General features: G+C 63.5%; 13 protein-coding genes. 11 read left to right on the top strand and 2 right to left on the bottom strand.

Going from position 1 to position 13,557, the window contains the following annotated elements:
- The 8 genes from ACJO2E_RS00205 (at position 1) to ACJO2E_RS00170 (ending at position 7,838) form a co-directional block, all read left to right on the top strand.
- Complete coding sequence (locus ACJO2E_RS00205; RefSeq protein WP_406960729.1) at positions 1–774, top strand: enoyl-CoA hydratase; 774 nt, start codon at positions 1–3, stop codon at positions 772–774.
- Positions 775–816: 42 nt separating this feature from the next.
- A complete protein-coding gene (gene mmsB, locus ACJO2E_RS00200; RefSeq protein ID WP_406960727.1) occupies positions 817–1,710 on the top strand; it encodes a 3-hydroxyisobutyrate dehydrogenase in 894 nt (297 codons plus the stop codon).
- The gene (locus ACJO2E_RS00195) at positions 1,707–2,756 is read left to right on the top strand and encodes an enoyl-CoA hydratase/isomerase family protein (protein WP_406960725.1); all 1,050 of its coding nucleotides are present in this window, start codon (positions 1,707–1,709) and stop codon (positions 2,754–2,756) included. The genes mmsB and ACJO2E_RS00195 overlap by 4 nt, the downstream gene beginning before the upstream one ends.
- Before the next feature lie 51 nt (positions 2,757–2,807).
- On the top strand, positions 2,808–3,956 hold the full coding sequence (locus ACJO2E_RS00190; protein ID WP_406960723.1) for an acyl-CoA dehydrogenase: 1,149 nt from the start codon (positions 2,808–2,810) through the stop codon (positions 3,954–3,956).
- Between the two features lie 130 nt (positions 3,957–4,086).
- Positions 4,087–5,160: an NAD(P)H-dependent flavin oxidoreductase gene (locus ACJO2E_RS00185; protein ID WP_406960721.1), complete on the top strand. Its 1,074-nt coding sequence runs from the start codon at positions 4,087–4,089 to the stop codon at positions 5,158–5,160.
- Positions 5,161–5,287: 127 nt separating this feature from the next.
- A complete protein-coding gene (locus ACJO2E_RS00180; protein ID WP_406960719.1) occupies positions 5,288–6,103 on the top strand; it encodes an enoyl-CoA hydratase/isomerase family protein in 816 nt (271 codons plus the stop codon).
- Positions 6,100–6,987, top strand: coding sequence for an SDR family oxidoreductase (locus ACJO2E_RS00175; protein ID WP_406960717.1), 888 nt, complete (start codon positions 6,100–6,102; stop codon positions 6,985–6,987). The genes ACJO2E_RS00180 and ACJO2E_RS00175 overlap by 4 nt, the downstream gene beginning before the upstream one ends.
- A gap of 29 nt (positions 6,988–7,016) precedes the next feature.
- Positions 7,017–7,838 (top strand): crotonase/enoyl-CoA hydratase family protein, encoded by an 822-nt coding sequence (locus ACJO2E_RS00170; protein WP_406960715.1) that lies wholly within the window; start codon positions 7,017–7,019, stop codon positions 7,836–7,838.
- Positions 7,839–8,219: 381 nt separating this feature from the next.
- On the opposite strand, the gene ACJO2E_RS00165 is transcribed toward ACJO2E_RS00170, so the two are convergent.
- Both ACJO2E_RS00165 and ACJO2E_RS00160 read right to left on the bottom strand, forming a co-directional pair.
- Positions 8,220–9,392: an acetyl-CoA C-acyltransferase gene (locus tag ACJO2E_RS00165; RefSeq protein WP_406960713.1), complete on the bottom strand. Its 1,173-nt coding sequence runs from the start codon at positions 9,390–9,392 to the stop codon at positions 8,220–8,222.
- 77 nt (positions 9,393–9,469) lie between these two features.
- Positions 9,470–10,510 (bottom strand): phosphotransferase family protein, encoded by a 1,041-nt coding sequence (locus tag ACJO2E_RS00160; RefSeq protein ID WP_406960711.1) that lies wholly within the window; start codon positions 10,508–10,510, stop codon positions 9,470–9,472.
- Positions 10,511–10,798: 288 nt separating this feature from the next.
- Here ACJO2E_RS00160 and ACJO2E_RS00155 point away from each other — a divergent pair, with 288 nt between their 5' ends.
- From ACJO2E_RS00155 to ACJO2E_RS00145, 3 genes are read left to right on the top strand one after another with little or no spacing between them, the layout of a single operon-like run.
- Positions 10,799–11,611: an ABC transporter ATP-binding protein gene (locus ACJO2E_RS00155; protein ID WP_406960709.1), complete on the top strand. Its 813-nt coding sequence runs from the start codon at positions 10,799–10,801 to the stop codon at positions 11,609–11,611.
- A complete protein-coding gene (locus tag ACJO2E_RS00150; protein WP_406960707.1) occupies positions 11,611–12,489 on the top strand; it encodes a branched-chain amino acid ABC transporter permease in 879 nt (292 codons plus the stop codon). Before ACJO2E_RS00155 ends, ACJO2E_RS00150 begins: the two co-directional genes overlap by 1 nt.
- Before the next feature lies 1 nt (position 12,490).
- Positions 12,491–13,534 (top strand): branched-chain amino acid ABC transporter permease, encoded by a 1,044-nt coding sequence (locus ACJO2E_RS00145; RefSeq protein WP_406960705.1) that lies wholly within the window; start codon positions 12,491–12,493, stop codon positions 13,532–13,534.
- The last annotated feature ends 23 nt before the right edge of the window (positions 13,535–13,557 follow it).

Genomic DNA, 13,557 nt, shown 5'->3' with positions numbered 1-13,557 from the left:
ATGGCTTACGAAACGATCCTGACGGAGGTAAAAGGCCGGGTTGGTGTTATCACCCTGAACCGGCCCAAGGCCCTGAATGCCCTGAACAGCCAGTTGATCGAGGAACTGAACCTGGCGCTCGACGAGCACGAGCGCAATCCTGACATTGGCTGCATCGTGCTGGCCGGCTCCGAGAAGGCCTTTGCCGCGGGCGCCGACATCAAGGAGATGTCGGTGCTGGAATACCCCCAGATCTACCTGGATGACTTCTTCGCCCAGGCGGATCGTATCGGCCAGCGGCGCAAGCCGATGATTGCAGCGGTGGCCGGCTATGCTCTGGGTGGTGGCTGCGAGCTGGCGCTGATGTGCGACTTTATCTACGCCGCCGACAACGCCCGTTTCGGCCAGCCGGAGATCAGTCTGGGTGTGCTGCCGGGCATCGGTGGTACCCAGCGCCTGACCCGGGCCCTGGGCAAGGCCAAAGCCATGGAGATGTGCCTCACCGGCCGCCAGATGGATGCGAAGGAAGCGGAAACCGCCGGCCTGGTGGCCCGGGTGTTCCCGGCGGACCAGCTGCTGGCGGAAACCCTCAAGGCCGCGGACAGCATTGCGGAAAAGTCCCTGCCAAGCACCATGATGACCAAGGAGGCGGTGAACCGGGTGTTCGAGACCAGCCTGAGCGAAGGGGTGCGCTTCGAGCGGCGGATCTTCCACGCCATCTTCGCCACCCATGACCAGAAGGAAGGCATGCGGGCCTTTGTCGAGAAGCGCAAGCCGAACTTCAAACACCAGTAGGCCTGTAACGCCCCGGACAACAAAAACATTGGAGGCACAATCATGAAAATCGGATTTATCGGCCTGGGCAACATGGGCGCGCCCATGGCCAGCAACCTGCTCAAGGCCGGCCACGAACTGACCGTATTTGACCTGGTACCGGCGGCGGTGGAGAAAGCCCGCGCCGAGGGTGCAACCGCCGCGGACAGTATTGCCGCCGTGGCCGGTAGTGATGTCGAGCTGGTGATCACCATGCTGCCCGCCGCAAAGCATGTGAAGGCCGTCTACCTCGCGGAGGATGGCATCCTGGCGAATGTGGCCAGGGGCGTGCACCTGATCGACAGTTCCACCATCGACCCCATGACGTCCCGGGATGTGGCCGCCCAGGCAGCAAAGCAGGGCAACCCGATGCTGGATGCCCCCGTGTCCGGCGGTACCGGCGGTGCCCAGGCGGGCACCCTGACCTTTATGGTGGGCGGCGAGGACAGCGAGTTCGCCTTTGCCCGCCCCGTGCTGGAGAACATGGGCCGGAATATCGTACATTGCGGTGCCGCCGGCAATGGCCAGGTGGCCAAGATGGCCAACAACATGCTGCTGGGTATCTCCATGATCGGCGCCGCGGAGGCCATGAGCCTGGGGGTGTCCATGGGCATGGACCCGGAAGTGCTGGCCGGGGTCATCAACACCTCCAGTGGCCGCTGCTGGAGCACCGACACCTACAACCCCTATCCAGGCGTTATCGAGACCGCCCCCTCCAACCGGGGTTACACCGGCGGTTTCGGTACCGACCTGATGGTCAAGGACCTGGGCCTGGCCACCGAGGCCGCCAAGGTGGCGGGCCAGCCGGTGGTGATGGGCGCCCTGGCCCAGCAGCTCTACCAGTCCATGAGTTTCGAGGGTCATGGCCACCTGGATTTTTCCGCCATTATCAAACGTTATCGCAAGGAGTCTGAATGAGTGACAGCCAGCCTGAACTGATTGTCGAAGTCCGTGGCCGCTACGGCTATCTGACTCTGAACCGCCCCAAGGGGCTGAATTCCCTGACCCTGGGTATGGTGCGGGACATGCACCGGCAACTGGACGACTGGGCCGAAGACAGCAGCATCGATGCGGTTGTCGTCCTGGGTGCCGGTGACCGGGCCTTCTGCGCCGGGGGCGACATCCGCGCCCTGTATGACAGTTACCGGTCCGGTGACAACCTGCACCGGGTGTTTTTCGAGGAGGAGTACGCCCTCGACCAGGCCATCCACGACTATTCCAAGCCGGTGCTGGCCCTGATGAACGGCATTGTCATGGGGGGCGGCATGGGCATCGCCCAGGGCGCCAGTCTGCGCATTGTCAGTGATCGGTCGAAGCTTGCCATGCCCGAGACCGGCATCGGCTACTTTCCCGATGTGGGGGCGACGTATTTCCTGGGGCGCCTGCCAGGCCGCCTCGGGGAATACCTGGCGGTGACCGGCAGCCACCTGGATGCTGCGGATGCCATCCATGCCGGATTGGCGGACCTCTATATACCCGAGGAAACCTTCGCCACCATCGACGTCACCCTGGACGGCACCGACGCCACCACCGTGGCTTCCCTGACGTCAGGTCTGGCCCATGCCGCCGCCGAGCCAGGGACCTCCCGCCTGGCCGAGATGCAGCCGGCCATCGATGAGCACTTTGCGAAGCCTGATCTGCGGGCGGTGCGTGATTCCCTGCGCCAGGAGCAGCGTCCGGCGTACGCGGACTGGGCCCGGGACACCCTGAAGGCACTGGATACACTGTCCCCCCTGGGCATGGGCCTGTCCCTGGAACTGGTACGCCGGGGCCGGGAGCTGTCCCTTGCAGAAGCCCTCCAACTGGAGCTGGCGCTGGATTATCAATGGTTCGACCGGGGCGATATTGTCGAGGGCATCCGAGCGCTCATCGTGGACAAGGACAAGTCTCCGAAATGGCGTATCGCGAGCATTGATGACCTGAAGCCTGAGGACATTTCCGTCTTTTTCGACGAGGCCCGGTAACCAACGGTTTGTCACCCTGTCAGACGCAGAGAACAACAAGAGAACGCCACCATGCAGGATATTGAGTTCAACGAAGACCAGCGGATGATCCGCGACATGGCCCGGCAGTTTGCCCAGAGCGAACTGGCGCCCCGGGCAGCGGAGTGGGACAAGTCCGGCTATATCGACGAGGCCGTGATCCGGCAGATGGGCGAGCTGGGCCTGCTGGGCATGGTGGTGCCGGAGGAGTGGGGCGGTAGCTTCGTGGACTTCGTCGCCTACGCCCTGGCGGTGGAGGAAGTGGCCGCCGGCTGCTGCGCCACCAGTACCCTGATGAGCGTGCATAACTCCGTGGGTTGCGCCCCGGTGCTCAACTACGGCACCGAGGACCAGAAGAAACGCTGGCTGCCCTCCCTGGCCAGTGGCGAGACCATCGGCTGTTTCTGTCTGACTGAACCCCAGGCTGGCTCCGAGGCCCACAACCTCAAGACCCGGGCGGAACTGAAGGACGGCGAATGGGTGCTCAACGGTGCCAAGCAGTTTGTCACCAACGGCAAGCGGGCCGGGCTGGCGGTGGTGTTCGCAGTGACCGACCCGGACCAGGGCAAGCGCGGCCTGTCCGCCTTCCTGGTGCCCACCGATAACCCCGGTTTCCGGGTGGACCGCATGGAGCACAAGCTGGGCATCCGCGGCTCCGACACCTGTGCCATCACCCTGGAGGATTGCCGCATTCCCGAGGAAAACCTGCTGGGAGAGCGGGGCAAGGGCCTGAACATTGCCCTGTCCAACCTGGAAGGTGGCCGTATCGGCATCGCTGCCCAGGCGGTGGGGGTGGCCCGCGCGGCCTTCGAGGCAGCCCTGAAGTACGCCCGTGAACGGGTGCAGTTCGGGGTGCCGCTCACTGAGCACCAGAGTATCGCCAACATGCTGGCGGATATGCACACCCGCCTGAATGCGGCACGACTGCTGGTAGTCCACGCCGCCCGCCTGAAAACCGCCGGCCAGCCCTGCCTGTCGGAGGCTTCCCAGGCCAAGCTGTTTGCCAGCGAGCTGGCGGAGGAAGTCTGCTCTCACGCCATCCAGATCCACGGCGGCTACGGTTACCTGGAAGACTACGGGGTTGAGCGACTTTACCGGGACGCCCGCATCACCCAGATCTACGAGGGCACCAGCGAGGTGCAGCGGCTTCTGATTGCCCGGGAACTCAAGAACCTGCTCTGACCGGTTGTTGACGGGCAGGCCTGCAAACGGTTCAGCAGGCATGCGCCGGGGAACGGGCTTACGTGGCACCCGCTGCGGCACAGGCGATCATGGCATGATAATGTGATCGCATTACGCAAGGGGGAACACCATGAGCTTCTCGAATCCGCTGACCCGTCTCGTCAACATCCAGTACCCGATCGTCCAGGCACCGATGGTGGGGGTTTCCACGCCCGAGCTGGCCGCCACCGTATCCAATGCCGGGGCCCTGGGCTCCATCGGGATCGGGGCCAGTTCGGTGGAAAAGGCGCGGGAGATGATTGCCGCCACCCGTGCGCTGACGGACAAACCGTTTAACGTCAACGTGTTCTGTCACCAGGCCGCCACGCCGGACCCGGAGCGGGAGACCAACTGGGTCAGCCACCTCAGGCCCTTCTTCGACGAGTTCGATGCCACCCCGCCGTCGGCGCTGAACGCGCCCTACCGGAGTTTCACTGAAGACCGTTCAACCCTGGACATGCTCCTGGAGGAACGGCCGGCGGTGGTCAGTTTTCATTTCGGGTTACCGCCGAAGGAATGGATCCGCTCCCTTCAGGAGGCGGGCATCGTGACCTTTGGCTGCGCCACAACCCCCGACGAGGCGGTCAAGGTGGAAGCCGCGGGCGTGGATGCCATCGTTGCCCAGGGCGCCGAGGCCGGGGGGCATCGTGGTGTATTCGAGCCGGAGAAGGGCGACCAGCAACTGGGTATCCTGCCCCTTACCCGCCTGGTCTGCGCCAATAGCCGCGTGCCGGTTGTCGCGGCGGGCGGGATCATGGATGGCCAGGGCATCGGCGCCGTGATGGAACTGGGGGCAGCCGGCGCCCAACTGGGCACCGCTTTCATCCTGTGCCCGGAGTCCAGCGCCAGTGCCGGCCATCGCGATGCGATGCGCAGTGACCGCAGTCATCACACGCAGATTACCAGCGCCATCTCGGGCCGCCCCGCCCGGGGCATTGTGAACCGTTTTTATACGGATGTTGATCTGGCCGGCGCCCCGACGCTACCCGACTATCCCATTGCCTACGATGCGGGAAAGGCCCTGGCCGCTGCCGCAACCGCAAAGGGGAGCCAGGCATTCGCGGCCCACTGGGCGGGCCAGGGGGCGCCGCTGGCCCGGGAGATGCCAGCGGGGGAGCTGATCGAAAGACTGGTGCAGGAATGTCCCCCGCTGAGTTCCCGGTGATTACGACCTCCTGCCGGTTCGTCCGTTCCGACGATGTGTGAGCTTGCTTATCAAATGATCATGTAGTGGATCCCACAGAACCCGGTGGTGTCTCGAAGGGGCACCGCCGTTGGCGAGGAAACCGCTCATGTCAGATCTTCCCACCTCCCTGAACATTGAAGAGTCCGGCGGTGTGGCCCGTGTCACCCTGGCGCGACCGGATGCCCTGAATGCCCTGGACCGGCCCCTGATCCAGGCCCTGCGAACCTGGTTCAATGAACTCTACTATCGTCGGGATATCCGCGTGGTGGTGCTGGCCGGCGAGGGCCGTGCCTTCTGCGCCGGGCTGGACCTCAAGGAGCAGGCACAGACGCCGATCAACCCCCGGGTAGGTGGCGCGCTGGACGAGCAGCGGGCGGTGCGGGACATCATGGTGGCCATGCGCCGCTGTCCCCAGCCGATCATCAGCATCGTGCAGGGTTCCGCCAGCGGTGGCGGTTTTGCCATTGCCCTGGCCAGTGATATCCGCCTGCTCACCCCCGATGCCCGCATGAACGCCGCCTTTATCAAACTGGGGCTCAGTGGCTGTGATGTGGGTGTCAGTTACTTCCTGCCCCGCATGGTCGGCGCCTCCGTGGCGGCGGAATACCTGCTCACCGGTCGTTTTATCGAGGCCGAGAGGGCCCGGGAACTGGGGCTCACCAGTCTGGTGGCACCGCTGGAGCAGCTCCATGAGCATGCCGACGGCCTGGTGGCGGACATGCTGCGGGCCACGCCCCTGGGGTTGCGGTTGACCAAGGAAGCCCTGGGCCTGGCCATCGACGCCCAGGGCCTGGAAGCGGTGGTGGCCCTGGAGGACCGCAACCAGATCCTGTGTGTGCAGGATGATGATTTCCAGGAAGGAGTGAGTGCCTTCCTGGAAAAGCGCGAACCCCGATATGCCCGCGAAGGAGAACCATCATGAACGCAGAAGAACTGATGTACCGGAAAGGCCTCCTGGACGGCGAACGCATCCTGGTGACCGGTGGTGGCACCGGGCTGGGTAAGGAAATGGCCGAAGCCTGTCTGATCCTGGGGGCCCATGTGTATATCTGTGGCCGCCGGGGCAGTGTGCTGGAAGAGACCGCCAGCGAGTTGACGGGACGCCATGGCGGCAGGGTCACCCCCATCCCCTGCGATATCCGCAGCCCGGAGGCCATCGACGCCATGGTCCAGCAGATCTGGGACGACGGCGGCGCCCTCACTGGCCTGGTGAATAACGCTGCCGGCAACTTTGTCAGCCGCACCGAGGACCTGTCCCACCGGGCCTTTGATGCCGTCGCCAATATCGTGTTCCGGGGCAGCTTCCTGGTGACCCAGAGCTGCGGCAAGCGCTGGCTGGCGGAAGGCAAACCGGCGTCGGTGGTGTCCATTGTCACCACCTGGGTCTGGAACGGATCGCCGTTCGTGGTGCCCTCGGCCATGTCCAAGGCCGGCATTAATGCCATGACCCAGTCACTTGCGGTAGAGTGGGGCAACCGCGGCATCCGCCTCAACGCCATCGCCCCGGGCCTTTTCCCCACCGAAGGCATGAGCAAACGTCTGGGACCATTGGGAGAAATGGACCTGGGGGACAGCCCCATGGGCCGCCCCGGCCGTTACCCGGAACTGGCCAACCTGGCTGTGTTCCTGCTGGGACCGGGCGCCGAATACGTCAACGGCCAGACCATCGCCATCGACGGTGGCCAGTACCAGGCGGACGGCGCCAACTTCTCCGCCCTGGCCGCCTGGGGCGACGATGAATGGCGCCGTGCCCGGGAAGCCATTACCGCTATTAACAATCAGGACAAGGCCAAACGCTCCACCTGAGCGGGCCTGCTGCTATCGAGGAAGTCACTATGTCCGAAACCGTACAGGTTATCCGCACTGAACATGAAGGCGTGGTCGAGGTTCGCCTCAATCGCCCCGACAAGATGAACGCCATCAGCACCGGGATGTTTGCCGATCTGGCAGCCGCGGGGGAGTCCCTGAAGAACGACCCCACGGTGAGGGCGGTTGTCGTCAGCGGCGAAGGCCGTTGCTTCTGTGCGGGCCTGGATATGGGCAACTTCTCCAGAATGGCTGAGGGCCAGCCCAGTTCCACCACTGAAGGTCTGGAGAAGAGAACCCACGGCGACTCCAACCTGGCTCAGTACGTGGCCATGGTGTGGCGGGAAGTACCGGTGCCGGTAATTGCGGCGGTGCATGGCGTCTGTTTCGGCGGCGGCCTGCAGATCGCCCTCGGCGCGGACTTCCGTTACGCCACCCCGGACTCCCAGTGGGCGGTGATGGAGATCAAATGGGGCCTGGTGCCGGACATGGGCGGCATGGTGCTGGTCAACGAACTGGTGCGCCCGGACATCGCCCGGGAGCTGTGCTACACCGGTCGTATCCTCTCCGGACAGGAAGCCCTGGACGTAGGCCTGGCCACCCGCATCGCCGGCAACCCCCGGGAGGAAGCCCTCACCCAGGCCCAGGCCATCGCCGGCAAGAGCCCCGATGCCATCCGCGCCATGAAGCGTATGCTTAACGACGCCATCACCCCGAAGGAACATGCCGCCCGAATCCTGCTGGAAGAGTCCCGGGAGCAGGAGGCCATTATTGGCAGCCCGAATCAGGTGGAGGCGGTGTATGCCAATCTGGAGAAAAGGGCGCCGAGGTTTGCGGATCCCAAGGTGTAGATCCCTTTGCTGAGTTTGACCTGGCACCAAACTATGGGCAGCCCGGTGGGTGGGTAGGGTCTTTCGGAACAGCGCCAGGGAAGGCGCGGAGCAAGGTGGGTTGCCAGGGATGGCCCCTGAATTGCGGTGGAGAAAGACCCTACCCACCTGCCGGGCTGTCGCACCGATCCCGGCATACATAACGAGTTTGGATTTTCCGGTCCTGAACCTTAAGCAGATCAAACATCGGTGCAGGTCAGCGATAGGCGTGGGGGCTTTCGCCGCTGCAATTCACGGTACATCCTGTACCGACCTTGCACCGCGCCATCCATGGCGCTGCTCTGAAAGCCCCCACGCCCATCACTGACCTCGAAGTTTGGGGGCGGTTTCGGAGCTTTATTGCTATCCGCGCTCAAGGGCAATAGCCGTAGCCTCACCCCCACCAATACACAATGAAGCCACCCCACGCTTCAGATCATAGGTCTGCATCGCCCCCAACAGGGTCACGATAATCCGCGCCCCGGACGCCCCCAGCGGATGGCCCAGGGCACAGGCCCCGCCATGCACATTCACCTTGTCGTGGGGGATATCCAGCTCCTTCATGGCCGCCAGGGGCACTACCGAAAACGCCTCATTGATCTCGAACAGGTCCACATCCGATACGCTCCAGCCGGTCTTTTCCATCAGGTGCTGGATGGCGCCCACGGGTGCCGTGGTAAACCACTCCGGGGCCCGGGCGTGGCTGCTGTGGCCGCGAATGGTCGCCAGCGGTGTCAGGCCCCGCTTCTCCGCCTCGGACCGGCGCATCAGCACCAGCGCCGCACCGCCGTCGGAAATCGAGGAGGAATTGGCCGCCGTCACCGTGCCGTCCTTGCGGAAGGCCGGCTTCAGGGAGGGGACCTTGTCCGGGCGGGCCTTGCCGGGCTGCTCGTCGGTGTCCACCATGCCTTTGCCAGTGTCCACTGGCGTGATCTCATTGCGGAAATGGCCCTGTTTGATGGCCTTCAGGGCCCGGTCCAGGGAGGCCAGGGCGTATTCGTCCTGCTGCTCACGGGTAAAGGCGTAATGGTCCGCACAGGACTCGGCGAAGGTGCCCATCAACCGGCCCTTGTCGTAGGCATCCTCCAGCCCGTCGAAGAACATATGGTCCAGCATCTCGGCATGGCCCAGGCGGGCGCCACCTCGCATCTTCGGCACCAGATAGGGAGCGTTGGTCATGCTCTCCATGCCGCCGGCGGCGATGATATCGGCGCTGCCTACGGTGATCAGGTCATGGGCCAGCATGGCGGCCTTCATGCCGGAGCCACAAACCTTGCTGATGGTGGTGCAGGGGGTGGACAGGTCCAGCCCGGCGCCCAGCGCCGCCTGCCGTGCCGGTGCCTGGCCCAGGCCGGCGGGCAGCACGTTGCCCATCATCACCTCGCTGATGTCCTTGCTGCCCATGGCCGAGCGCTGCAACGCCGCCTTGAGGGCCGTGGCGCCCAGGTCGGTGCCGGACAGGTTTTTCAGGTCGCCCTGGAAGCCCCCCATGGGGGTGCGGGCGATGCTGGTGATAACAATCGGATCGTTGGTCACGGTGAGTTACCTTCGGTTTTCAGTGTCTGCAATCAGGATACTGCGCCTGGATGGGCGGAGTCGATGAGCCGGGCCGGCTAGCGATCACCGGAAAGCATGTCCGCCCCGCGTCGTCCCAAGGCAATGGCCAGGGCCCCGACGGTGGCGGCGTTGTCAGAGGCGGCGTTGCCTTCCTCGGCCCGCTTGGCGATGCCCTGGAATATCACCGCCCACCGGAACAGGGCAAAGACATGGTGGAAGGTGGTCAGGCCGTTGCTGAACCCGGCGGCCTCAAGGTAAATGTCCTCAAATTCCTGACGTTCCGGAATGCCCAGTGCCTTCAGATCCGCGCCCATCAGTCCGCCATACTCTTCTGGCGTGATATGCCACATGGCGGTGGCATGGGCCAGGTCCGCCAGGGGGTGGCCCAGGGTGGACAGTTCCCAGTCCAGCACACCGACAATACGGGGCTCGGAGGGGTGGATCATCAGGTTGCCGATGCGGTAGTCGCCGTGTACCAGGGTGGAGGTTTCGTCGCCGTCGTCGTTGTCCTTCAGCCACTGGGCAAGTTGATCGATCTCGGGAATTTCCCGGGTCTTCGACAGTTCCCACTGCTTGGTCCAGCGATGGATCTGGCGACTGAAGAAGGGGCCTGTGCGACCGTAATCCGCCAGCCCTTTGTCAGCGACATCCACCCGGTGAAGGTTGGCCAGAACCTGGGCCTTGTGGCGGTATATGGCGGACCTTGCCTCGGGCTTGTGGTCTGGCAGGGTGCTTTCATGGAAAACCTGCCCGTGCAGTCGTTCCATCAGGTAGAAGGCGGCACCCAACACACTCTTGTCGTTTTCCTGTCGCACCATATCCGGCACCGGTACCCCGGAATCCGACAGAGCATCCATGATGCGGTACTCCCGGTCCACCCGGTGGGCACCGGGCAGGAGTTCGCCGTTGGGGGCCTTGCGCAGCACCAGTTCACGGTCGCCCACGGTCACGAAATAGGTGGGATTGGACTGGCCGCCGGAGATAGGCGTGATGGAGGCGTCGCCAGCGTTAACGGGACTGGCGAGTTCGGGCAGGTGCGTTTTCAGGTAGCCGAGCAATGCCTCGGGATCGAAGTCGGTCTGGCTGGTACCGCTCATGGTGCAGGGCCTTTCTGGAGCGTATGAATCGGGACAGTTGTACTACACCAGACCATAGGCCACACGGCCCTGTCCCCCTATCGTCGCTATGGACGATTTTGCTGGGCCTGACACTGGAACCGCTGGCCGCCAAAAGACGTGAAATATCGTCGGAATGGACGATTTTTTCCCGCTGCCGCCCCAGCAATCTAGCGAATAGATAAAAACAACAACTATTGATCCGCTCCAGGAACCCCCGGCCCGACTGGACAGCTGGCGTATCGGTGCGGGTCAGCACATGGAGGCGTTGTGAATATACTGGAAATCAGCCAGTTGTCGCTTTCCTTTGGTGGCGTGCACGCGCTGCAGGATGTCAGTTTCCGGGTGCCGCGGGACACGATCACCACCGTGATTGGTCCTAACGGTGCCGGCAAGACCTCGCTGTTTAACTGTATTTCAGGCTTCTACAAACCCCAGCACGGAAAGATCCATTATCAGGGTGAGCCCCTCAAGGGCCTTAAACCCCCGAAGCGGGCGGCCCTGGGTCTCGCCCGTACTTTCCAGAACATCGCCCTGTTCCGGGGCATGACTGTGCTCGACAACATCAAACTCGGCGCCCATGTGCATATGAAAACCGGCCTGCTGGGCTCGCTGGCCTACTATGGTCGCGCCCGCCGGGAGGAAATGGAGATCCGTGAGGAGGTGGAGCGCCGCATTATCGACTTCCTGGAGATTGACCATATCCGCCGCCAACCGGTGGCCAGCCTGCCTTATGGCCTGCAGAAGCGGGTGGAGCTGGCCCGGGCCCTGGCCATGCGCCCGAAGGTGCTGATGCTGGATGAGCCGGTGGCCGGTATGAACCGGGAAGAGAAAGAGGACATGGCCCGGTTTATCCTGGATATCCGGGAGGAATGGGACATCACCGTGCTGATGGTGGAGCACGACATGGGCATGGTGATGGATATCTCCGACCACATCGCCGTACTCAACTTCGGTCAGGTGATCGCCGAGGGCGCTCCCGCCGAGGTCCAGCAGAATCCCGAAGTGATCAAGGCCTACCTGGGCAACAGCGATATCGATAGCCTGCGCAAGCGACTCAACCCGGACCGGGAGGCGGCCTGATGGACTGGCTGTTCTTTGGTGAGATCAGCCTGGCGGGGCTGGCCATGGGCGGACTCTATGCCCTGATCGCCCTGGGCTTTGTGATCATCTACAAGGCCACCCGGGTCATCAATTTCGCCATCGGCGAGATCATGATGTTTGCCGCCTACCTGTTCCTGGCATTTGCCGGCGGCATGGAGTTGTCGCCCTGGTTGGCGGTGCCCCTGGCCGTAATCGGTGGTGCCCTGCTGGGGGGTGTGATCGAGAAAACCATGATCCGCCCCATGCTGGGGGAGTCGCCCATTTCCGTGGTGATGGTCACTATCGGTATCGCCAGCATCCTGGTGGGTCTGGTGGAACTGGTCTGGACCGCCGATCCCCAGTTGCTGCCATCGTTCCTGCCACGGGAGCCGGTGTTTATCGGCCCCATGTATCTCGCCCCCAAGATTGCCTACGGTTTCCTCATCGGCATGGCGGTGCTGGTGCTCTACCTGCTGTATTTCCGCTTCTCCCGGGGCGGGGTAGCGCTGCGGGCCACGGCATCGGACCAGGCGGCGGCCTACTCCATGGGCATCAACGTGCGCCGGGTGTTCAACCTGGCCTGGGTGTTCGGGTCCCTGGCGGCGTCCCTGGCGGGCATCCTGGTGGCGGCCACCGGTGGCCTCAGTCCCCAATTCGGCATTATCGGCCTGAGTGTGCTGGTGGTAGTGATTGTCGGCGGTCTGGACAGCATCCTCGGAGCATTGATTGCCGGGGTATTCATCGGCTGGCTGGAAACCGTCGCAGGCGCCTACCTGGGGGGCGAATACCGCATGCCCGCCACCTTTGCGGTACTGGCGGTGATTCTGGTGTTCAAACCCTACGGCCTGTTCGGAACCCACGAAATAGAGCGAGTGTAAGATGCGCATCGGCGACGCCAAACAGACCTACCTGGCCGACGAGGCCATCTGGACCAGCAGCACCCAGAAAACCTGGTTTGCGCTGCTGCTGGCGGTATTGCTGGCGTTCCCGTTCCTGGCCAGTTCCTACCTGTTGTACCTGGGCTGCCTGGTGGGGATTGCCATCATCAGCACCACCGGCCTGAATATCCTTACCGGCTACACCGGGCTGATTTCCCTGGGGCAGGCGGGTTTCATGGGAGTCGGCGCTTACACCGTGGCCTGGCTGTCCATCAACACGGGCCTGCCGTTCCCGGTGACCCTGCTGGCGGCAGGGCTGGTGGCCGCGGCGGTGGGCATTCTCGTGGGTCTGCCGTCCCTGCGGGTGAAAGGGCTGTACCTGGCCATCGCCACCCTGGCGGCCAGCGTGTTCCTGCATTTCATTTTTGCGGAGTGGGAGCCGGTGACCGGCGGCATGGAGGGTCTGAGCCTGGACCCGGCCCACCTGTTCGGGCTCGAATTCCGCAGCGACTTCGCCATGTACTTCATCATTGTGCCGCTGGCGGTACTGGCCCTGCTGGCGGCAAAGAACCTGTTCCGAACCCGGGTGGGGCGGGCTTTCATTGCGATCCGTGATCGTGATATTTCCGCTGAGATCCTGGGCATCCCCCTACTGAAGTACAAGCTGATGTCCTTTGCCCTCAGCTCGTTCTACGCCGGTGTGGCCGGAGGCCTGTTTGCCTATTTCTATCGGGTGGTGACACCGGAGAGCTTCCCGCTGTCCATGTCCATTTTCTACCTGGCGGCGGTGATCGTCGGCGGTATGGGCAACCTGCTGGGGGGCATCCTGGGAGCCGCCTTCATGACCCTGGTGCCGGAGGCGCTGAAACTGCTGACGGCGGTAATGACGCCGATCTGGCCCAATGCCCCGGTGTTCATGTCACCGATGCTGGAGATTATCTTCGGCGCCCTGATCGTCGGTTTCCTGATTTTCGAGCCCCACGGGCTGGCGGAAATATGGCGTCGTATACGCCGCTTCTTCCACCTGTGGCCGTTCCGCAGCTGACCAAGGCGGTGGACGCCATTAAC

The organism is Marinobacter shunpengi (assembly GCF_045449695.1).
Lineage (GTDB): Bacteria > Pseudomonadota > Gammaproteobacteria > Pseudomonadales > Oleiphilaceae > Marinobacter.
This window is presented reverse-complemented; position numbering and strand designations above follow the sequence as displayed.